This is a genomic window from Micromonospora sagamiensis, from assembly GCF_014680085.1.
Classification (GTDB): Bacteria; Actinomycetota; Actinomycetes; order Mycobacteriales; family Micromonosporaceae; genus Micromonospora; species Micromonospora inyonensis.
Window position 1 is genome coordinate 5,408,732 of sequence record NZ_AP023438.1, and the last position, 20,640, is coordinate 5,429,371.

17 protein-coding genes and 1 tRNA gene are annotated in these 20,640 nt (G+C 70.0%); 12 read left to right on the forward strand and 6 right to left on the reverse strand.

Translation table 11 applies throughout. From position 1 onward, the window contains the following. Positions 1-4: 4 nt before the first annotated feature. The 6 genes from IGA62_RS23920 to IGA62_RS23945 all read left to right on the forward strand — a co-directional run bounded on the left by IGA62_RS23920 (position 5) and on the right by IGA62_RS23945 (position 5,282). Positions 5-1,084 carry a segregation and condensation protein A gene (locus tag IGA62_RS23920; protein ID WP_377465508.1) on the forward strand — a complete coding sequence of 360 codons (1,080 nt, stop codon included), beginning with the start codon at positions 5-7 and terminating at the stop codon, positions 1,082-1,084. Positions 1,085-1,089: 5 nt separating this feature from the next. After that, positions 1,090-1,980 (forward strand): SMC-Scp complex subunit ScpB, encoded by an 891-nt coding sequence (scpB, locus tag IGA62_RS23925; protein ID WP_145818768.1) that lies wholly within the window; start codon positions 1,090-1,092, stop codon positions 1,978-1,980. Further along, positions 1,967-2,737 (forward strand): pseudouridine synthase, encoded by a 771-nt coding sequence (locus IGA62_RS23930; RefSeq protein ID WP_091462676.1) that lies wholly within the window; start codon positions 1,967-1,969, stop codon positions 2,735-2,737. The genes scpB and IGA62_RS23930 overlap by 14 nt, the downstream gene beginning before the upstream one ends. Before the next feature lie 194 nt (positions 2,738-2,931). Further along, on the forward strand, positions 2,932-3,612 hold the full coding sequence (cmk, locus tag IGA62_RS23935; protein WP_145818767.1) for a (d)CMP kinase: 681 nt from the start codon (positions 2,932-2,934) through the stop codon (positions 3,610-3,612). Then, positions 3,609-5,009, forward strand: coding sequence for a ribosome biogenesis GTPase Der (gene der / locus IGA62_RS23940; protein ID WP_145818766.1), 1,401 nt, complete (start codon positions 3,609-3,611; stop codon positions 5,007-5,009). The genes cmk and der overlap by 4 nt, the downstream gene beginning before the upstream one ends. Positions 5,010-5,208: 199 nt before the next feature. After that, positions 5,209-5,282 (forward strand) — tRNA-Pro (locus IGA62_RS23945). Positions 5,283-5,496: 214 nt separating this feature from the next. Here the strand turns inward: IGA62_RS23945 and IGA62_RS23950 are convergent. Further along, entirely contained in the window at positions 5,497-6,006 is a 510-nt protein-coding gene (locus IGA62_RS23950; RefSeq protein ID WP_145818765.1) for a hypothetical protein, read from the reverse strand. Positions 6,007-6,447: 441 nt separating this feature from the next. Between IGA62_RS23950 and IGA62_RS23955 the strand changes: the two genes are divergently transcribed. Then, positions 6,448-7,881, forward strand: coding sequence for a hypothetical protein (locus tag IGA62_RS23955; protein WP_145818764.1), 1,434 nt, complete (start codon positions 6,448-6,450; stop codon positions 7,879-7,881). Between the two features lie 292 nt (positions 7,882-8,173). Next, positions 8,174-10,678 carry an NACHT domain-containing protein gene (locus tag IGA62_RS23960; protein WP_145818763.1) on the forward strand — a complete coding sequence of 835 codons (2,505 nt, stop codon included), beginning with the start codon at positions 8,174-8,176 and terminating at the stop codon, positions 10,676-10,678. 317 nt (positions 10,679-10,995) lie between these two features. Here the strand turns inward: IGA62_RS23960 and IGA62_RS23965 are convergent, their stop codons facing one another. Further along, entirely contained in the window at positions 10,996-11,586 is a 591-nt protein-coding gene (locus tag IGA62_RS23965; RefSeq protein ID WP_145818762.1) for a hypothetical protein, read from the reverse strand. Positions 11,587-11,744: 158 nt separating this feature from the next. Between IGA62_RS23965 and IGA62_RS23970 the strand changes: the two genes are divergently transcribed. From IGA62_RS23970 to IGA62_RS23980, 3 genes are all read left to right on the forward strand, one after another. Further along, positions 11,745-12,656, forward strand: coding sequence for a DUF2336 domain-containing protein (locus tag IGA62_RS23970; protein ID WP_145818761.1), 912 nt, complete (start codon positions 11,745-11,747; stop codon positions 12,654-12,656). 154 nt (positions 12,657-12,810) lie between these two features. Beyond that, a complete protein-coding gene (locus IGA62_RS23975; protein ID WP_186499917.1) occupies positions 12,811-13,320 on the forward strand; it encodes a DUF4386 domain-containing protein in 510 nt (169 codons plus the stop codon). Further along, positions 13,313-14,143: a PIG-L family deacetylase gene (locus IGA62_RS23980; RefSeq protein ID WP_145818759.1), complete on the forward strand. Its 831-nt coding sequence runs from the start codon at positions 13,313-13,315 to the stop codon at positions 14,141-14,143. Before IGA62_RS23975 ends, IGA62_RS23980 begins: the two co-directional genes overlap by 8 nt. 79 nt (positions 14,144-14,222) lie before the next feature. Here IGA62_RS23980 and IGA62_RS23985 read toward each other — a convergent pair whose 3' ends face one another. Both IGA62_RS23985 and IGA62_RS23990 read right to left on the reverse strand, forming a co-directional pair. Further along, positions 14,223-15,272: a PDDEXK family nuclease gene (locus IGA62_RS23985; protein WP_145818758.1), complete on the reverse strand. Its 1,050-nt coding sequence runs from the start codon at positions 15,270-15,272 to the stop codon at positions 14,223-14,225. A 91-nt stretch (positions 15,273-15,363) separates the two neighbouring features. Next, positions 15,364-16,350 carry an acetylxylan esterase gene (locus tag IGA62_RS23990; RefSeq protein WP_145818757.1) on the reverse strand — a complete coding sequence of 329 codons (987 nt, stop codon included), beginning with the start codon at positions 16,348-16,350 and terminating at the stop codon, positions 15,364-15,366. A gap of 390 nt (positions 16,351-16,740) precedes the next feature. On the opposite strand from IGA62_RS23990, the gene IGA62_RS23995 reads away from it, so the two are divergent. Further along, a complete protein-coding gene (locus IGA62_RS23995) occupies positions 16,741-18,672 on the forward strand; it encodes a hypothetical protein (RefSeq protein WP_198501104.1) in 1,932 nt (643 codons plus the stop codon). A 217-nt stretch (positions 18,673-18,889) separates the two neighbouring features. Here IGA62_RS23995 and IGA62_RS24000 read toward each other — a convergent pair whose 3' ends face one another. Continuing rightward, on the reverse strand, positions 18,890-19,363 hold the full coding sequence (locus IGA62_RS24000) for a hypothetical protein (RefSeq protein ID WP_145818756.1): 474 nt from the start codon (positions 19,361-19,363) through the stop codon (positions 18,890-18,892). A 152-nt stretch (positions 19,364-19,515) separates the two neighbouring features. After that, a complete protein-coding gene (locus tag IGA62_RS24005) occupies positions 19,516-20,562 on the reverse strand; it encodes a pectate lyase family protein (protein ID WP_145818755.1) in 1,047 nt (348 codons plus the stop codon). Between the last annotated feature and the right edge of the window lie 78 nt (positions 20,563-20,640).

A 20,640-nucleotide genomic window follows, 5' to 3' on the forward strand; every position in this document is an offset into this window, starting at 1 on the left:
TCCGGTGACCGCACCGCCGCTCGACCCCGTGCCGGCCGACCCGGTGGCACCCACCGAACCCACGCCCGGCACCGGCTCGGGGGGCCCGGAGGAGAGCAGCGGCTTCACCGTGCGGCTGGCCAACTTCACCGGCCCGTTCGACCTGCTGCTGCAACTGATCGGCAAGCACAAGCTCGACGTGACCGAGGTGGCCCTGCACCAGGTCACCGACGAGTTCATCGCCTACATCCGGGCGATGGGCGACGAGTGGGACCTCGACGAGGCCAGCGAGTTCCTGCTGATCGCGGCCACCCTGCTCGACCTGAAGGCCGCCCGGCTGCTGCCCGCCGCCGAGGTCGAGAACGAGGAGGACCTGGCCCTGCTGGAGGCGCGGGACCTGCTCTTCGCCCGGCTGTTGCAGTACAAGGCGTTCAAGGAGGCGGCGGCGCACATCGCCGCGCTGGAGGCCGAGGGCGGGCGACGCTATCCCCGCGCCGTCAGCCTGGAACCCCGGTACGCCCAGGCCCTGCCGGACCTGGTGCTCGGGATCGGCCGGGAGCGGCTGCTCAGGATCGCGGTGCGGGCGATGACCCCGAAGCCCGTCCCGGTGGTCTCCATCGACCACGTGCACATGGTCCGGGTCAGCGTCCGGGAACACGCCCAGATCCTGGCCGCGCGGCTGCGGCGCGCGGGCACCGCCGCCTTCTCCCTGCTCTGTGCCGACTGTGCGGCCACCCTGGAGGTGGTGGCCCGGTTCCTGGCCCTGCTGGAGCTGTACCGGGAAGGACTGGTCGCCTTCACCCAGGAGCAGGCGCTCGGCGAGCTGACCGTACGCTGGACCGGCCCGGCCGAGGGCGACACCGACCTCCAGATCGACGAGTACGCCGGCGCGCCGTCGGATTCCGAGGCCGCCGCACCGGAGGTGCCCACCGGCTCAGCCGACGCGACCGCCGGGCATGACGCTGCCGGAAGCGACTCGGCTGGGTTGGACGTGGCCGTGGCCGGTCCGACCGGGACGGACGTGGCCGAGGGTGCTTCGCCCGGGGGTGCCGGTGACCTGCCGGGTGGGCCGGTGGCCGGCACCGGGACGACGACGGAGGAGTGACCGGGATGAGCAACGAGGAGCGCAGCGAATCCCTCGCCGACCAGGCCGCCGCGTGGATCCCGCCGTGGGAACGCCGCCCCAGCCCGGACCCGGCTCCCGTCTCGGACCGTACCGACGTCGACGACACCGCCGCCCCACCGGAGCCAGCCACCCCACCTGCCCCGGCGGTGTCACCCGCCCCGGCCGCTGCTCCGGCTCCGCCTGCTCCGGCTGCTCCGGCCGAGCCGGTGGCTGCGGGTCGTGGTGGGAAAGGTCCCCTGGAGGGGCCGGTCACCACCACGACCCCGCCCAGGGGCGGACGGCGGGCAGCCGGGACGGTGCGGGAGAGCCCGGCGACGGCGACCGCGATGGAGGAGGGGGAACTCCGCGCGGCGCTGGAGGCGATCCTGCTGGTCGTCGACGAGCCGGTCAGCGAACTGACCCTCGCCCAGGTGCTGGAGCAACCCGCCGAGCGGATCGGGGCCGTCCTCGACCGGATCGCGGCCGGCTACACCGAGGCCGGGTACGGCTTCGAGCTACGCCGCGCGGCCGGGGGCTGGCGGCTCTACACCCGACCGGAGTACGCCCCGTACGTGGAGCGGTTCATCCTCGACGGGCAAACCGTCCGGCTCACCCAGGCCGCGTTGGAGACCCTGGCGGTGGTCGCCTACAAGCAGCCGGTCACCCGTTCCCGGATCTCCGCCATCCGGGGTGTCAACTGTGACGGGGTGATCCGTACCCTGGTCTCCCGCGGCCTGGTCGAGGAGTGCGGCACCGAGCCGGAGAGCGGAGCGTTCCTCTACCGGACCACCACCCTGTTCCTTGAGAAGCTCGGGCTGAACAGCGTCGCCGACCTGCCGCCGCTGGCCCCGTTCCTCCCCGACGACGTAGAAGAGTTTGCCGATGCCACGCGATGACCGCGCCCCCCGCCCCGACGCGCCCGTCTACGAGGGGCCCGAACGCCTCCAGAAGGTGCTCGCCGCCGCCGGCGTGGGCTCCCGCCGGGCCTGCGAGGACCTGATCTTCCGGCGCCGGGTCACCGTCAACGGCCGGGTGGCCCAGCTCGGTGACCGCGCCGACCCGACCCAGGACGTCATCATGGTCGACGGCGAGCGCCTCCAGGTCGACACCCGCCTGGTCTACCTGGCGATGAACAAGCCGCGCGGGGTGGTCTCCACCATGGCCGACGAGAAGGGGCGCACCGCGCTCGCCGACTTCCTCGGCAACCGGGTCGAGCAGCGGGTCTACCACGTCGGGCGGCTCGACGCGGACAGCGAGGGCCTGCTGCTGCTCACCAACGACGGCACCCTCGCGCACAAGCTCATGCACCCGTCGTACGGGGTGCAGAAGACCTACCTCTGCCAGGTCGCCGGACCGATCCCGCGCAACCTGGGCAAGAAGCTGATGGCCGGGGTCGAACTGGAGGACGGCCCGGCGCAGGTCGACTCCTTCAAGGTGGTGGACACCCTGGGCAAGACCGCACAGGTGGAGGTGAGCCTGCACGAGGGCCGCAAACACATCGTCCGGCGGTTGCTGGCCGAGGTCGGACACCCGGTGAGCCGGCTGGTGCGTACCTCGATCGGGCCGATCCGGCTGGGTGACCTGCGCGCCGGGCGGACCCGCCGACTCACCAACGCCGAGGTCGCCGCCCTGTTCCGCGCGGTGGGTGACTGAGCCGGCGGTTCGGGAAAGCGGCCCCGGTAGGCTCCCAGGCGGCCCGCGGGTCGCCCGGGAGGCGGACCTGCGCCCGGCGGCGGTGCCGACGGGGGCGGATCGGACCGCCAGGCATGATGGACCACGATGGGTAACCGCTCGCCGAACGTCGGGAGAACGACGGTCGGCGGGGTACGGGCTGAGGAGGACACGCGGTGGCGGAGAACGTACGGACCGGGCGATGTGTGGTCGCTGTCGACGGGCCATCCGGTTCGGGGAAGTCCACCGTCTCCCGGCGCTTGGCCGCCGGGATCGACGCCCGCTACCTGGACACCGGTGCGATGTACCGGGCGGTGACCTGGGCGGTGCTCCGCAGCGGTGTCGACCCGGCCGACGCCGAGGCGGTGGCGAAGGTCGCCGGTGAGATCGACCTGCGCATCGGCACCGACCCCCAGGGGTACGGGGTGACCGTCGACGGGGTGGCGGTCGACGCCGACATCCGGGGTCCCGAGGTCACCGGCGCGGTCTCCGCGGTGGCCGCCGTGCCGGCGGTCCGGAAGCTGCTGGTGGCCTGTCAGCGGGAGATGATCACCCACGCCGGCCGGATCGTGGTCGAGGGGCGGGACATCGGCTCGGTGGTCGCCCCCGACGCGGAGCTGAAGGTCTACCTGACCGCCTCCGAGGTGGCCCGGGCCCAGCGGCGCAGCGCGGAGGACGCCGCCGACGTGGCCGCCACCGCCGCCGACCTGGCCCGGCGGGACCGGCTGGACTCGACCCGCAAGACCGACCCGTTGCAGCAGTCGGCGGACGCGGTCGTGCTGGACACCACCGAACTGGGCGTCGACGAGGTCGTGGCCCGGCTGCGGGAACTACTGACCGAGCGGGGCGTGGCATGACCGACGACAGCGGCTGGGTCGAGCTGCGCGAACCCGACCTCGACGAGGAACAGACCGGCCCGGTGCCCGTGGTGGCCGTGGTCGGCCGCCCCAACGTCGGCAAGTCGACGCTGGTCAACCGGATCATCGGCCGGCGGCAGGCGGTCGTGGAGGACGTCCCCGGAGTCACCCGGGACCGCGTCCCGTACGACGCCCAGTGGGCCGGCCGGCAGTTCACCGTGGTGGACACCGGCGGCTGGGAGCCGGACGCGAAGGACCGGGCGGCGGCCATCGCCGCCCAGGCCGAGACGGCGGTCGCCACCGCCGACGTGGTCCTCTTCGTGGTGGACGCGGTGGTCGGCTCCACCGACGTGGACGAGGCGGCGGTCCGGATGCTGCGCCGCAGCGCCAAGCCGGTGATCCTGGTGGCGAACAAGGCGGACAACGCGGCCGTCGAGGTGGAGGCGACCTCGCTCTGGTCGCTCGGGCTCGGTGAGCCGTTCGCGGTGTCGGCGCTGCACGGGCGCGGCTCCGGCGAACTCCTCGACGCCATCATGGAGGCGCTGCCCGAGGCTCCGAAGATCGTGGAGGACCGGCCGCGCGGCCCGCGCCGGGTGGCCCTGGTCGGCCGCCCCAACGTCGGCAAGTCCAGCCTGCTCAACCGCTTCTCCGGGGAGGAGCGGGCGGTGGTCGACTCGGTCGCCGGCACCACCGTCGACCCGGTGGACAGCCTCGTGCGCATCGGCGGGGAGACCTGGCACCTGGTGGACACCGCCGGGCTGCGCAAGCGGGTCGGCAAGGCCAGCGGCACCGAGTACTACGCCAGCCTGCGTACCGCCGCGGCGATCGAGGCGGCCGAGGTGGCGGTGGTGCTGCTGGACGCCAGCGAGCCGATCAGCGAGCAGGACCAGCGGATCCTGTCGATGGTCACCGAGACCGGCCGGGCGCTGGTGATCGCCTTCAACAAGTGGGACCTGGTCGACGGCGACCGCCGGTACTACCTGGACAAGGAGATCGAGCGGGAGCTGCGCCGGATCCCGTGGGCGATCCGGCTCAACCTCTCCGCGATGACCGGCCGGGCGGTGGACAAGCTCGCCCCGGCGCTGCGTAAGGCCCTGGCGAGCTGGGAGACCCGGGTCCCCACCGCGCAGCTCAACTCGTGGCTCACCGCGTTGGTCCAGGCCACCCCGCACCCGGTGCGGGGCGGACGGGCTCCGAAGATCCTCTTCGCCACCCAGGCCGGCACCTGCCCGCCGCGCTTCGTGCTCTTCACCACCGCGCCGCTGGACGCCGGCTACCAGCGCTTCGTCGAGCGAAAGCTCCGCGAGGAGTTCGGCTTCGAGGGCAGCCCGGTGGAGATCTCGGTACGCCCGCGCAAGAAGCTGGGCCCGGGCGGCCGAGGCAAGGCGCACGGCTGACCGTCGTAGCAACACCGAACGCCGGGCCGGGACCTCCCGACCCGGCGTTCGCGCTTCCCGCCGCACCCAACCTCCTAGGACGCTTGAGGGATTGTGGCGTGTGGCGAGGCCCGCCGAGGCGGGAGGGGCCAGTGCGTACGTCCGGAAGATCCTGCGCTAAGCTGTACCGGCTGCCGCAGGGGAGACCCGACGGCAGCATCGGGACGTGGCGCAGCTTGGTAGCGCACTTGACTGGGGGTCAAGGGGTCGTCGGTTCGAATCCGGCCGTCCCGACAGGTAAAAACGCAGGTCAGAGGGTTGATCCGGATTTCGGGTCGGCCCTTTCGGCGTTCCGGGACCAAGATCAGTCAAGGTGAAGCCGGTCTGGCGCTCTGCTTGACTGTCGGCCATTCGGATCGGTCGTACCGGCGTCGGGAACTGGTCGGTCGCGTACGCGTACAGCAGAGCCGGCCGCCCCATAGCGACCGGCTCCCCACCACAACGCCGTTCAACCGGCGCTCAGATTCACGATCACCCCCCGGTCCGCGCACGCCGACTGCAACCCCGACAGGTGCATCCCCATCGGCCTTGCGAATGCGAGGGCGGCCATCTCGTTGCCGTCCCCCAAGTTCTGGATCTGCCACGCCAGGTCGACGATGGCGGTGCCGTGCTCTTCCAGCTTCTCGTACCGGGATTCCTCGAAGATTGCCCGCGCTTCCCGGTACTCAGCCTCGGTCATCTTGTCGTCGCCGTTGGTCTTTTCGCTGCCGTCCATCTTCTTGCCGTCGCGCATGGCTTTACAGGCGGCGACGCCGGTGTCTTCGTGGATGAACCCTTCCCAGACGGCGTAGCCGATGGTGCCGGTGAAGAGGACGGCCAGGGCGGCGACGCCGGCGATGAGGAGGGGTTTCCGGATGGTCGCCTGCGGTGCGGTGGCGGTGAACTCCGTGGGCTGCGGCGGGGTGCTCCAGGACTGCTGGTTCGGGTCGTGGTCGAACTGGGACTGCTGGTGGGTCAACGGGGTCTCCCTGGTTGGATCGGCGACCGGTCGATGATGGTGTGGTTTGGGCCGGTTGGGACGTGGTGTGTCGGGTTGGCGACTGCGGTTGTGTCCGGTCGGCTGGTAGCTGCCGGTACCGGTGGTGCCGTAGATCGCCCACCAGTCGTGGGCCAGCCGGCTTGCCGGCAGGTGACATCTCAGATGGCTTGCCCTGTGGGCGGGCTGGAAGGATCTCGCTGTGCCCAAGCGCTGTGGAGAGGCGGGGCGGAGGATCCATCAGCTTCTGGCGATCTCTCCCAGGTGCGTGTGATAGTGGGGCGCCACCCGCCCGACCCGAGCCGATGACCGGCTCGCCGTCGGGCGTTCTCATGAAACCCCAGAGGAGGAAGCGTGCGGCTGCGCGTACCGATTCCGTCCGGTGTCCGTCCTGATCGACCCCTGCGAGCGTCGTGGCGGACGATGGCCCGAGCGCTGCTGCTCGTGGCGATCGTCCTCGCGACCCTGCCGATCACCGGGAACCGGCCGGCCTACGCCACCGTGTCACTGCTCACGACGGCGCAGCGGCAGGCGTACTTGAACTACTACGCCCCGGTGATCTTCAAGCGGGCCAATGAGGACAACGGTCAGGACGGTCGCGACTGGCTGACGAACTACAACTTCGACCAGGACCACAACTTCGCGACGAACCGCTACCGCTGGCTGGAGAGCGAGCACTATGTCGCGGCATCGGCGGCGAACGCGACCAGCAGTCCGTACGCCGCGTGGCGGATCCGTCCGACCCTCTACACCTCGCTCATCGAGTACACGAGCGGCACCACCAAGTCGCTCGTGCTGCTTTACCACGTGTACAACGCGGCGGACAAGGAAGGCGACGCGATCCACGATTGGGAGCGGATCGAGATCGTCGTGCGCAACGTCACCGGCACTCCGGGGGCGACCGGTGAGTACGTGAACAACTCGACCATCACCCACCACCACGAGCATGTCATCCGCAAGCGCGGCGACTCCGGCTTCAACTTCATGAACACCGCGACGGGCAGACACCTGATGGTCTGGCAGGCCGACGAGGCCGGCAGCGTCCTGGCCACGCACGCGCACGAGCTGCGGTACGTCAACGACACCTACAGCTCGCTCGTCAGCCAGCCCGTCACCAACGACGCCGAGGTGGAGATCAGCGGCAAGGACGAGAACAAGAACGTGCACTACATCTTCGTCCCGCAGGCGTCATCGGCCGCGGTGACCGCCTGGGGCGCGAAGCCGCTGACCTTCTCCAACGCCTCGACGCTGATCGCCGGGCACGACAACGAGCACACCGTCGACTGGTACCAGGCCAAGCGGCTCACCTACGAGCTGCAGGACATCGCGGACATCATTCCGACCCACTGGGCGGGCAACCCGGCCTGGTCCACCCACTGGCTGTCGTCGGCCGTGGACGACATCGAGCTGGAGTCACCGGTGGTCAACGAGACCGGTGCGGTGGAGGTGAACGCCGGCCGTCAGCGCTTCTACAGCAAGTCCCGCGACAACGGGGCTTCGGACCTGACCGACGACCGTGAAGGGATCATCCACAAGAACTGGCTCTACGGCGTGTACTCCGCCGAGGCGGACGAGGACATCGAGGGCTCGTCCGACCACTTCCCGGGATACGAGGGGACCGGCACCGACAGTTACGGTTGGACCCGGCAGATGGCCAGCGGGCGCTACGACTCGCCCAACTCGTACTGGTGGCAGCACGACTTCTTCGTCCATGACGGGACGGTCGACACCGCCGGGTCGACCGAGAACGGCGAGTGGCTGCGCGGCGCCTGGTACACCTCCGCGAACGGCGGGTTCGACGGGCGTTGGGTGCAGTTGTTCGACGACCGTCCAGGGCTCGAGCCCACCATTTCCTGACGCCGCGTGCGCGGCCTGCGGCCGGGTGACCGGCCGCGGGCCGCGGAACGTCAGGCACGTCAGAGACCCCGGTGAACGGGCCGCGCGCCTCCACGAAACCGAATCCCCGCGCTGTCGCCCTGCCCTTGGCCTTTCCATATCTGTAGTGCGGCGACTCCCACCCGGGCAGCTCAGCCAGCCGCGTCACCTGCGCGCCGGACGTCGGAGGTTCCCTCCACCCGCTCCACGCCGTGGTTCGCCCACCTCGCCATCTGATGGATCTGCTGCGTGACAGTGTGGCCACCCTTAGCCGATGATGCATGGTGTGCGGGGACGGCTGCGGAACGCGATACGGTGGGTCGGATACATCCTGCTTTGTGGCGTTCTGCTTGCCGCGATGATGTGGATCCTGGTGAGGGCCGTCGCCGCCGACGGTCCGGAGGAATTCAAGCGGTGGGGGGAATGGGCTGCCATTCTCGCGGCGCTGTCCGGCTCACTCGGCATCATCATCCAGGTCTGGGGGAAACGCGCCCGGCGGGTGGATCCGCCCGTGGTCGACGAGGACCGGATCGGGCGGGCGGTTGCGGATCTCGCGGGACGGATCCGGCGGGACTGGGCGGAGGAGGCGGTGCGGCGGGAGGTCACCCGGCCGGCGCCGGTGTTGGTGCGCTGGTCATCGACGGGACGGCCAGCCGCCGCCCGACAATTTGTCGTCGACGATCAGCTCGGGGGTGAATGGCACCATTTTCCGCTGTCCGGGAAGACTGATGAGCCGAACAACGACAGCAACGACATCGTGGCGGCGTTCCGCAGCCTGCCGCACCGACAGTTGATGGTCCTCGGCAAGCCTGGCGCGGGCAAGACCGTGTTCGCCATGCTGCTGACCCTGGGCCTGATCCGCCGTCCTGCCGCAGGCGAGCCGGTGCCGGTACTTCTGTCGATCCACCTCTGGGACGCCGCCGAGCTGTTGGACGACTTCGTGGCCTGTCGGCTGGCCGAGGACTACGGTGACGTGCTGGCCGCGCATGGCGACCCGTTGGCCGTGGCGCGGCGTCTGGTGGAAGACCAGCGGGTACTGCCGGTACTCGACGGCCTCGACGAGCTGCCCGCTGATGCTGTCGCTGAGGCGATGGACCGGCTCGACCTGTTCGCCGCGGCAGGGCGGCCGCTGGTCGTCACCTGCCGCGGCGACGAGTACGAGGAGGCCGTGGCGCGTAGCCGCGTGCTGTCCCGGGCGGCGGTGGTCGAGTTGGCTTCGGTGGAGGTCGAGGATGCCATCACCTATCTGTCCCAGCCGGTGCCGGATCCGCGTTGGGAGCCGGTCTTCGCCCACCTACGGGCGCACCAGGACGGGCCGCTGGCCAAGGCGCTGTCCACCCCGTTGATGGTGGCCCTGGCCCGCAGTACCTACCAGGCCGGGTCCACCGCAGACCCCGTGGACCTGCTTGACGTGGCGCAGACCGCCGCCGGTCAGCGCGCTGTGGAGGCCCGGCTGATGGCGGACTTCGTCCCGGCGGTCTACGCGCCTCGGCCCCGCCGTCTCGCGTCCGACCAGTCACAGGCCGGGGTCCACTACCATCCGGAAAAGGCGCAACGGTGGTTGACGTTCCTCGCCCGGCACATGAGTGAGCACGGCGTGCAGGACGTGGGCTGGTGGGAGCTGAGCCCGCTCATCCGTACCGTCTTCGTCACCCTTGCCGGTCTTCTGGTCACGCTGATGACGGCGCTGCTGTTCGTACCTGTCTTCGGGCCCGTCTTCGGGCTGGCCGTGACCGCCGTGGCAGGTCTGGTCACCGTCGTGGTCGTGGTCCAGACAGGTGGGCCGCCGCAGAGCATCCATGCCGAGGAGACCACCCCCCGGTCGGCTCTGTCCACTGAGCGGGCACGGGCGATATCCCGGGGAGTAGGGGGTGGCGCGCTCATCGGTGTCGCGATCGGTCTGTTGCTGGCGATTCTGCTGGGCCTGGGAATCGGGTACGCAGTACTCCTCGTCGCGGTACTCGGCGGGGCCTACACCCTGGCCACCGCGCTGGACCACCCCTGGGGCTCGTTCCTCGTCGCCCGGTTCTGGTTGGGCGTCACCGGCCGGTTGCCGTTCGGGCTGCCGCGATTCCTCGAAGACGCTCACCGCCGGGGAGTGCTCCGCCAGTCGGGTGCCCGATACCAGTTCCGGCACCTGATTCTGCAGGAACACCTGGCTGGTGGGGCAAGTCCGCTGACCGCCGAGCCTCCCTCGGTGACGCTGGCGCCGCAGCAGGCGGACGGGCACCGACCAAAGCAGCACCAGCAGCGGGTCCGCCTCTGCGTGGCGTCGGTCGGCCTGGCTTTCCTGGGGCTGTTCGTGCTCTCCACCGGAGAGTGGGCTCCCAACTACCGTTCCGGGGACCGGCCCGAGACCATCATGGACGTGAGCTGCGGCGGTGCCGGTGGCAGCCCGAGCTGCGTCGAGTACGTCGCCGGCTACCAGTGGCCAGTCGGCCCTGGTGGCCGGGTCGACACCACCTTCACATTCCCGAACCGGCAACGGGTGATCCAGTTCCAGGGTATGGGCGGCGAGTTCAGGCTCCTGCCGTCGAACGACTGCGCCAACGCCGTCCTGAGGTGGCAGATAAGCATTGACGGGCAGTTGTGGCGGTCGGGTGAGGTCCACGCCACCACAGGTCGACTCGACACGCCGCGCGCGGCCCCGCAGCAGGCAAAAACCGTTGTGGTGTCGGCGCGTCGCGTCGACACCGAGCCATGTGCGGCTGTCCTGCACTGGGACCGCCCGACCGGGCAGTACCGGGGCGTCACCAGCGGTTTTGGCCCGTGGGGCTGACACATGCCGTCGAAGGCTCGGCGGCTCACGGTCGTCTGGAGATCCTCGGGTCCGGGCAGGGCGGCCAGCAGCTCTACCGCCAGGGAGGACGCGACGTCCCTCGGGCCGCACCCCCGGGCGCCGGAGCTTTCTCGCTCAGTTGCGGGACGTTGCCGCTCTGGGCGAGGAGCCGCCAGATTCGATTGGGCCATCAGGGGCGTGCGCGAGCCGATGGGGTGGAGTCAGGGGAGCAGCGTGCCCGTTGGGATGGGTGATGGCGGTCAACCTTTGGACGTGAGGTGGCAACCAGCGTGGCGGCGCAGGTCGAGCCAGCGCGCCTACGCCGAAGGCTGATACCAGATGTAGGGCCGCGTATCGCCCGGCAAGGAGAGGCGGGTCTTCCGAAGATCGAGTTGGTCGAGGGCCCTGCATGACGACCGCTCATCGGGCAGGACGCGAAACACGTGCGTCGTCAAGGGCCACTCGGTGAGCAGCCAGTCGTTCACGGCCTCAACCACAACGTCTGCCAGACCGGTGTCCTGCTGGTCTTGGCGAAGCCAGAAAGTGACCAGCGCGGAAGCCGACGGTACGGCGTCGAGGAGTCGGCGATCGGCCCCAGCGCGTTGGAGGTACTCGCGGAGTGGATTCACGTACAAGCAGCCCAGTGCCTCGCGCAGAGACGGGGCGAGGAGGACGAACGTGAACGCGCGGCGGTTCTCGTGATCAGCCTGGTGCTTCGTGACCAGTTTCAGGTCATCCGCAAGGGTGAACCCCTCGACGGGCCACCGGCCGTCGCTGTGTGCGCGGATGACGTGCGGGCTTGCCATGTACGACTCGTAATCCAAGGCAGCCGTGTCGGTGGTCAGTGGCGCCGCAACGAATTGGTCGTGGTGCAGTCCGGATGGAATCGCCGCAGTCTCGTCGAACATTGCTCCTTCTTTCGCCCCCATTCAGGGCCATGCGATCCGAATTCCGGCCAGACTCGACGAACGTGACCATCATGTCACCAGAGCCCAGGCAAGATAGTCGACCATCACGGACCTCCCTCTCCGGATCCAAATGCAGAGGGCGTGACATGATGGCGCCCATGGGGAAACAGCAGGATGTCGGCGGGCCCAACCGTCACAGTGGGTCAGGTGCCGCCTCGGACGGTGCGACGGGTGGCAGCGTCGATGCGCGGCTCGCCTTCGCACAGGACCCCCTAACGCCCCAGATGACCCTCATCGACCTGGCGTCCGACCCGTCGGCCGTGGTTCGTAAGGCGGTCGCGTCCCGCACCGACGCGCCCGCGCAGGCACTGCGACCGCTGACCAGGGACCATGATCGTCACGTCCGGGAGGCCGTGGCGAGAAACCCCTCGACCTCGGTCGCCAATCTCCTGCGACTCGTCAAAGACGCCGACCGGTGGGTCCGCTGGGCGGTCGCCGGCAACCCGGCCTGCGACGAGTCGATTCGCCGGGTGATGGCGGAGGCCCCCGACAAGGAGCTACGCGGTCTCCTCGCGGAAAGGCGCGAACTGGAGCCCGAGTTGGCTGCGCGGCTGGTTGACGACGTCTCAGCAGAGGTACGGGAACGACTCGCCACCCACACCCACGACCCCGACGTGATCACCGCTCTGATGGCCGATCGCACCGCACGCGTGCGCAAGGGGCTCGCCCGCAACCCGCGGACCACCACCGCCCAGCGCAGCGCGCTCGCCCAGGATCCCGTGGTGGACGTCCGCGCCGCGCTGGTGCTCGCGGTCGAACTGGACGAGGCGGACCTGCGACGCCTGCTTGACGACCGCTCGGTGCAGGTTCGGATGGCGATGGCGAAGTCGGAGGTGGTCCCGCCGCACATCCGGCAGGCACTCGGTCGCGATCCCGACGAGATGGTTGCCGGCGCGGCGCGAGACTTCCGCCCCGGATCGAGCAACGGTCCGGTGGTACGGGCTCCGCGCGTCGGTTACCAGGCCTCCGGGACTGGCCGAGGCCGACCGGGCGGTGCACGGCGAGGTTGAGCGCTGCCCGGAGGGTGGCACTAAGCAGTTGATCTACAGGGCTGCAGGTCGGTTCGTACACATGATGCTGATCACGGCGACCACCCGGGAGCCGCCGCTGTCATTGGTCAGCCGGGTAGCTTCACCGCCGGGCTCGGCAGCTGACGACGGGCGCGTGACGTTGCCGTGCACCGCCAGCGCGTCGAGGATCACCGTCTACGCGGTCGTCTTCGCCGTCGCGATCACGCACCTGATCGCCGCGGCTGGTCTCCTGCGTGACGATCCGGCGACCGACCGGATCAGCCCCAGCGTGTACGCGCAGATCACCGAATTCGAGGAGATCTGGAGCCGGGGTCTGATCCTGTTCGGCGTCCACCTGCTTCTGCTCGGGTGGCTGGCCTGGCGGTCTCCGTCTGCGCCGACCTGGGTGGCGGTGCTCGTGGCGATCGCCGGTGCGGGCTACCTCGCCGACTCGATCGGACCATTGATCTCGTCCGCGTACATGATTGAGGTCGCCGCGGTCACGTTCGGCGGTGAGATCATCCTCATGGGGTGGCTGCTCGTGTTCGCCGTGCGCTCGCGCAGCCACCGCCGGTCCAACATGGCTGGCGACGGTTCACCGCCGTCGCGGACCGCGGCGATGCGGGAGCGTCGGACGTCCCTCGTATTGTGGTGGGGTGGCTGAGCGATCTCTGACGTTGATGGCGGTACACGCGCACCCGGACGACGAGGCGTCCAGTACTGGCGGCGTCCTCGCGCGGTACGCGGCGGAGGGGATCACGACGGTGCTCGTGACCTGCACGGATGGGCGGTGCGGCGACGGTCCCGGCGGAGTGAAGCCGGGCGACCCGGGGCACGACCCGGAGGCCGTGGTAGCGATGCGCCGGGCCGAGTTGGCGGCCAGTTGCGAGGCGTTGAAGGTCACGCACCTGGAGACGCTCGGCTATGCCGACTCCGGGATGATGGGTTGGGCGGCCAACGACGCGCCCGGCGCGTTCTGGAACACGCCGGTGGCGGAGGCGGCCGACCGGCTGAGTGAGTTGTTCCGGCGCTATCGACCCGACGTCGTCGTCACCTACGACGAGAACGGCTTCTACGGCCATCCGGACCACATCCAGGCGCACCGCATCACGATGGCCGCCGTCGAGCGGACGGACATCCCCGCGAAGGTGTACTGGACCACCGTGCCGCGTGGTGCGTTTCAGGAGTTCGGCCGCGTGATGAAGGAGATCGGCGTCGAGTTTCCCGAGCCGGACGGGCCGTCGGACGCGATGCCGCAGCTCGGCCTGCCCGACGACGAGATCACCACCTGGGTGGACACGAGCGGCTACGGCGCGCAGAAGTTCGAGTCGTTGGCTGCGCACGCCAGTCAGGCCGAGAACATCTTCTTCCTGCAACTCGGCCAGGAACAGTTCACCGAGCTGATGGGCGTGGAGACCTTCGTCCGGGTCCGCGACACCACCGATGCGCCAACGCCTGAGGACGACCTGTTCGCCGGACTGCGCTGACAGGAGCACGCAAGGCGGCTGGGCCGCCACCACAGCCATGCTCATGCGCCTGGCGGCGCAGACACGTGGTTGAGGCGTCTCAGGTGCTCGCGCGCTGGAAGCCGACCCGTGCGTCCGGGAACGCATCGCGCAGCGCGGTGAGCGTGGGCTCGGTGTTACGGCCCCATATCCGGCGTACCACCCAGGTCATGCCGTTCTCCACCAGGGCGTGGTCGGTGAACCAGCGGCGGACGTCCACGTCCGGGTACTGCTCGGTGAGCGCGGCTTGGACCTCCTCGTCGGTGTGGTGCTCTCCCTTGAGCGGTCGGAAACGGCCGGGTGTGAGTACCTTCCCGATGGCTGCCGCCGGCACCCCTCGCGCCACCAGACTCTCGATCATCAGTCGTACTGCCCGACGTTTGTTCTGGTCGGGCAGCGACTGGCCGTCGATGACGATGTGGTAGCGGGTCCAGTCCCGGTTGTCGCTGCTTCGCCGCTCCTGTTCCGTGGCCTTGCGTCCGACCCGGATCTGGTAGTCCGCCGCCTCGGGCAGCGGGATGACCTGCTGGATGTCGAGGAGGATCCGCCCGTCGATCTGGTACGGGATGAGGCGTACGCAGCGGACGTCCATGCCCTCGAACCGGTTGAGCCACAGAACGGCGGTGGTCAGCTCCCGCCCGAAGTCGGCCGAGACCAGGATGATGCGTACGTCCGACGAGACGATCGGGGGGTCGTCGCCGTCGCTGACGTCCAGCCAGCCGAGCAGATCGGCACGCGCGTCGACCTCGTCGTCCGGCCGGGTCCTGGCCAGGTGCGCCTCGTAGGCGGCGACCACCTCGTCGAAGCTCATGGCCGACACCATCGCCGCGTACCGCAGCGCCTGGAGTTCCATGTGGCCGCCGTCGTCCGTGCGCTTGAGCTCGATGACCACGAGATGCCCGGCCTTGTCCACGGCGAGCAGGTCGATCCGGCGCCGGGAGTCCTCCCAGTTGCCGAACTCCTCGGCCACGACCAGAAGATCGGGGCTGAGCACGGCGATGTCGTCCCGGAGGAGACGTTGCAGGTCCGAACGCTCGTAGAGCCCGAGGGCGGCGAACCGGGCCGCGTCGTGCCGCCGCAGGTGTCCGCCGTCGATCTCGTACAGTGGCAACGCCGCCTCCCCTGTCTGCCGCGTCCACACCTTTCCACAACTCCTGACGCGTTGGTTCCGTGCGTGGCGTGGTCTGATCAGCGCCCGGCTGTCACAGGTCTCCTCCGGTGGCGAGCACCTCGGCGAAGAAGCGCAACCGGACCTCGTCCTGCACCGACTCGCCGCCCTCGTGTCCGTTGAACGGGTACACCTCGATCCGGGACGGGCCGGCATAGTGGTGGTAGGCGCCGAACACCGTCGACGCCGGGCAGCTGGCGTCCATCAGCGCCACGCTGAACAGTGCCGGGCAGCGCCCCCGGGTGGCGAAGTTGACCCCGTCGACATAGCTCAGCGTGTCGAAGACCCGCTCCACGTTGCCCCGGTGGACCTTCAGGTAGTTGACGATCTCCTGGTAGGGGCCGGCGGTGGCCAGCTCGGCGCCGCGCCGGAAGTCACAGAGGAACGGCACGTCGGGCGCGACCGCGCGCAGCCGGGGGTCGAGGGCCGCGACCGCCAGCGACAGCCCGCCGCCCTGGCTGATCCCGGTGGCCACCACCTGGTCCGGGTCGACCAGCGGATGCGCCCGGGCCGCCTGGACGGCGCGTACCGCGTCGGTGACCACCCGACGGTAGTAGAGGGTCCGGGGATCGAGCACGCCCCGGGTGACGAAGCCGGGATGCTGCGGGTTCCCGCCGTCCGGCTCGCGGTCGGGGGTTGCTCCGGCGCTCCACCCGCTGCCCTGACCGCGTACGTCCATGAACAGGTGGGCATAGCCCGAGGCGGCGTAGAGCAGGTTCTCGTGCGGCAGGCCCCGCCCGCCGCCGTAACCGGGGAACTCCACCACACAGGGCAGCGGTTCCTCGGCGCCGGCCGGGACGGCGAGCCACGCCTTGACCCGGTCGCCGCCGAAGCCACTGAAGGTCACGTCGTGGACGGTGATCACCCGCAGCGGCGAGTCGACCGGCTCGAAGGTGGCGTCCAGCTCGTGCCGGGCCGCCGCGGCCAGCGTGTCGGCCCAGAACCCGTCGAAATCGGCGGGCTCGCGGCGCACCGGCCGGTATCCGGCGAGTTCGGCCAACGACAGGTCGGTCAGCGGCATGACGTACCCCCATTCTGTCTGGTCGCGTCGGCCGAACCGCACCAGCCACGGTCACGCTGAGTGTCGACTGATGTCCCGCATGGGACGGACGGGTTACGGCCGGATGTCATCCTTGGCCGCAGTGAGCATCCGGGTCAAGGGCCCCGAGCGTTGTCCCGACGGTCGAGAAGTGCGCCGCTAATCCGTATTAGCGTCTTGACTCCACGGATCACCCGGGATCAAACTCAGCACTCGGGCAGGCCAGTCGCCTGCCGCTCCCTCCGCCACTGATGATTACGGGTGGTCGTGCCCCGACGCCGCCCTCGCCGCGACCGCCGGTCGGTCCCCGTGCCTCGTCCGAGTCGCCGATTCCGCTCCGACCCGCCGGCCCGTTCCGACAGGAGGACCACCATGGCCAACGATCCGACCCCGACCATGTTCAGCCGCCGAGCGTTGCTGGCTGCCGCGGCGGGCGGAGCGGCGTTGCTCGCCGTACCGCCCCGGGCGGTCGCCGGGACGCTGGAGACCACCGCGTCGAGCCTGCCGCTGCTGGCCCCACTGCCGCCCGGAGCGCCGGACCGGACCCTGTTCGTTCCGCTGGAACAGCGGTACGCCGGCTACCTGGCGATCCTGCCGGCGATGACCAACGACATCGAGGACGGCACCCGCCGCGGGTTCATGGGCGGTGGCTGGTGGCGCTCCCCGAACGCGCCGTACAACGCCCGGGTGCAGGAGCACGTCTACACGTTGAGCTGGTTCCACGCCAACCAGCGGCCCTGGAACCCGTACGCCGGGGACGCGGCGCTGGCCGGACGGCTCGACGCGGCGCTCGGGCACTACCTCGGGCTCCAGCACGACGACGGTTCCTGGCCGGAGTACAACCCCAACGAACACGCGTTGGCGGCCACCGGCTTCGGCCTCGGTTACCTGGCCAAGACCCTGGCCAACCTGCGGCAGTCGGCCGCGCTGCCGCAGCGGCGGGCAGAGATCGAGCGGGCCCTGCACGCCGGGATCGGCTGGCTGCTGAATCCGGCCAACAACATCTGGCGTACGCCGGTCGAGTGGACCAACCAGGTCGCCGGCGGCCTGGCCGGCTCGGCCCTGGCGCTGCGGCTCCATCCGGACGCCGCGCTGGCCGCCCGGCTCACCGAGCGGATCGACTTCCTGGCCGAGCACGGGCAGAGCCCGGCCGGCTTCTTCTACGACCCGACCGGCATGGACATCAACTACAACTTCGAGGTGATGCTGCCGGAGATCGCGGAGATCTACCTGCTCACCGGCAACCGGGCCATTCTGGAGATGGCCCGGCGCTTCACCGAGTGGTTCGGCTACAACCTGCTCCGTGAGCCGGACGGATCGGGCTGGCTCACCTACTACGCGGTGTCCGCCCGGACCAGCGTCGCCTACTACGACAACGTGATTCCCGACCCGGACCGCAGCAACCTCGGCTCGTTCTTCGTCCCCGACCTGCCGGAACTCGGTGCGTTCTTCACCTCCACGGAGGACCGGGCCGCCGCCCGCGCCGCCTGGGCCGCCGAGCCGGGGCCCGCCCCGGGACTGGCCAAGCAGGACACCTCGCCCCGGATCATCGCGCACGCGCCGTACGGGGAGACGCTGCCGAGCAACGCCGAGAAGGAGCGGGCCATCGCGGCGCTGCCCTACCTGCGGCGGCCGGAGTTCGCCGAGGTGCGCCGGGACACCAACTTCAACCAGGACTACCTCTACGTCAAGCGGCCGCAGCTCTATTTCGGAGCGTTCTTCGGCACCCGGCCGACGAGCACGGTCCGCAGCGGACCGGGTTTCCTGTGGCACCCGGCGGCCGGCACCATCGTGCACGCCCAGCAGACCGACACCGGCTGCTGGTCGACCCTGCTGCCCAACGGCAACCCGGACGGCCGGAGCAACCTGGTAGCCGAATACCAGGTCGGTGACCGGGAGTGGGACGGGAAGTCGCTTTCCCCCGGCAGCGCGCCGGTGCGGGTGCGCTACCGCCTGCCGGACTCGCGGATCACCACCGAGCTGACCGTCACCCGGGACAGCGTGGTTCGCTCGGTGCGGGTCACCTCGACGGCGACCGAGCAGATCCCACTGGTGCTGCAACCGGAGGACGTCGTGACGTTCGCCGACGGCACCCCGGTCGCCTACGGCGCCAACGCGACCGCCAGCACCGACGGCTTGACCATCCGTCGCGGCGGCACCGTCATCACGGTCAGTTGGGACAGCGTACGGCCGGCCACCGTGACCAGCACGTCCCGGACCTATCTGCGCGACGCCCGGCGACGGACGCACATGCTGCGGGTGCCGCACGAGGGCCGGATCGAGGTACGCATCACCCTGTCCTGACCGTGCGGTCTGGTATCGACGAGCTGCCGGACCGGTCGTCCACCGGTCCGGCAGTCCGGCTGTCCGGGTGCTGGCGCAGCAGGTCGGGATGCCCGGCGGGAGATCGTCCGGCCAGGTGGAGCGGGTGACACGCCAGGCTGGCGCTGGTGCTGACCCGCCGCTCAGCGGTGACGGGTCGGGTGAGGCTCCCGCACGGCAACCTCACCCGAGTTGCGCATCAGCGGAAGGACAGCCTCGCCTGGTCGATCGTGGTGGTGCTGGGGCAGAGGAAGCCCGAGACACGGCTGGCGGTGTAGGGGCCGCCGACGTAGTCGCGGGTGGTGCCCTGGCGGGTGAACACGGCGTTGCTCACCCGGTAGCGACACGTGATCCCGATGAGGGAGACACTCACGTCCACGGCGTCCCCGGTGGCGGTGGCGTTCGAGTCGTTGAACGTCACCGTCGGACTGTTGTTGAGCGTCACGGTGGTGCCGCTACCGCACTGGAGGTTACCGCCGGGCGGGTTGATGCTCGTGCGGTCGATGGTCAGTGTGCTGGGCGGGTTGGCGCTGGTCCGGCCGTTGGTCCAGGTGCAGACCGAGCCTCCGGCGGTGATGCTCCCGTCGACCAGGTTGCTGGCGGCGTGGGCCGGCTGCGCCCCGGCGAAGATCACGGCCAGCGCGGCAAGTGCTGTCAGCTTGCGGTGTCGCATGACTCGCTCTCCTTCGAGTGGACAGTAGCCGGGACATGTCGCAGCTGTTAACAACGTACATTAAATGACGCTTATCAATGCGTCAAGATGTCAAGCCGTCGCTGACCAGGAGATTCGGGTGGTGCGGCCAGGCGCGGGCCTGGTCGCCGGACTCACGGGCAGACCCTGCCGACGCCGACCCCGGCGGAGACCGTGGCGGGCACGCTGGCGGGGGAGTCCACCGTGTACGGGTAGTAGGTGCGCGGCTCGACCACCGTGCCGGCGGTCTCCGGCGTGCCCGAGTTGACGTACAGGTTGTTCCGCTCGACCACCCGGCCCGGCGCGCTGTCGGCGTAGCCGACGTGGATCGGGTGGGCGACGTTCTCGAAGTAGTTGCCCTCGACCATCAGTCCGGCGTCCTCGGTCGAGGCGATGCCGTACAGGGCATTGTTGCGGTAGTAGTTGTTGTAGACGTGCACCGGCTCGGCGAACCGGACGCGCGGGTGCCGCTGGTCCGTACCGTCGAAGAAGTTGTGGTGGTAGGTGACCCGCAGCTTGCCCCGGTCGGCGGGGTAGGTGTCCGAGTGGCCGACCAGCGATGCCTTGCTGTGCTGGTGGAACCGGTTCCAGGAGACGGTGACGAAGTCCGACTCCCGCTTGATGTCGAGCAGCCCGTCGTACCCGTCGGACAGGTCGTTGTGGTCGATCCAGACGTGGTGGGCCTTGTTGGTGACGCTGATCGAGTCGTCCTCGGCGTCGGTGAACGTGATGTTCCTGATGATCACGTTGTTGCCGGGCCGGGTGGTCGAGCCGAGTTGGAGGCCCCCGCCGGTGATCTCCGCGGTGGTGCCCACGCCGATGATGCTCTTGTTGGCCACGACGGTGATCATGTCGCTGACCTGGATCCGGCCGGAGACGCGGATGACCAGCGGTCCGGCCTGTCCGGCGGCGGAGGCCAGTTGCGCCGCGGTGGTGACGGTGACGGTCGGGCCGCCCGCGCCGCCGGTGGTGCCGTTCTGGCCGAGGGCGTTGACCGAGGCGAACCCGTCGGGTGCGCCGGTGCAGGCCACGCCGGGGGCGCTGCCGGCGTCGACGCGGGCGGCGGCCGGGCCGGCCACGCTGCCGCCGAGCGGGACAGCGAGAACGCCGGCCAGCAGGAGGGCGGTGCGCCGGGAGGCCCGGTGGAGCCGGGTGGTGGGGACGGTGGGGGTGGTGGTCATCGGATCGCTCTGCTTTCCGGGCGCGCGGAGCCGTCGCGGAGCGCGCCGCCGGTGGAGGTAGGCGGGGATGCGGGAGCC

Coding starts and splice junctions, on each gene's coding strand:
- IGA62_RS23955 (WP_145818764.1), top strand. CDS start 6,448: ATGGCCCGAGCGCTGCTGCTCGTGGCGATCGTCCTCGCGACCCTGCCG.
- IGA62_RS24000 (WP_145818756.1), bottom strand. CDS start 19,363: ATGCGACACCGCAAGCTGACAGCACTTGCCGCGCTGGCCGTGATCTTC.
- IGA62_RS23965 (WP_145818762.1), bottom strand. CDS start 11,586: ATGTTCGACGAGACTGCGGCGATTCCATCCGGACTGCACCACGACCAA.
- IGA62_RS24005 (WP_145818755.1), bottom strand. CDS start 20,562: ATGACCACCACCCCCACCGTCCCCACCACCCGGCTCCACCGGGCCTCC.
- IGA62_RS23970 (WP_145818761.1), top strand. CDS start 11,745: ATGGGGAAACAGCAGGATGTCGGCGGGCCCAACCGTCACAGTGGGTCA.
- scpB (WP_145818768.1), top strand. CDS start 1,090: ATGAGCAACGAGGAGCGCAGCGAATCCCTCGCCGACCAGGCCGCCGCG.
- IGA62_RS23995 (WP_198501104.1), top strand. CDS start 16,741: ATGGCCAACGATCCGACCCCGACCATGTTCAGCCGCCGAGCGTTGCTG.
- IGA62_RS23930 (WP_091462676.1), top strand. CDS start 1,967: ATGCCACGCGATGACCGCGCCCCCCGCCCCGACGCGCCCGTCTACGAG.
- IGA62_RS23990 (WP_145818757.1), bottom strand. CDS start 16,350: ATGCCGCTGACCGACCTGTCGTTGGCCGAACTCGCCGGATACCGGCCG.
- IGA62_RS23960 (WP_145818763.1), top strand. CDS start 8,174: ATGATGCATGGTGTGCGGGGACGGCTGCGGAACGCGATACGGTGGGTC.
- der (WP_145818766.1), top strand. CDS start 3,609: ATGACCGACGACAGCGGCTGGGTCGAGCTGCGCGAACCCGACCTCGAC.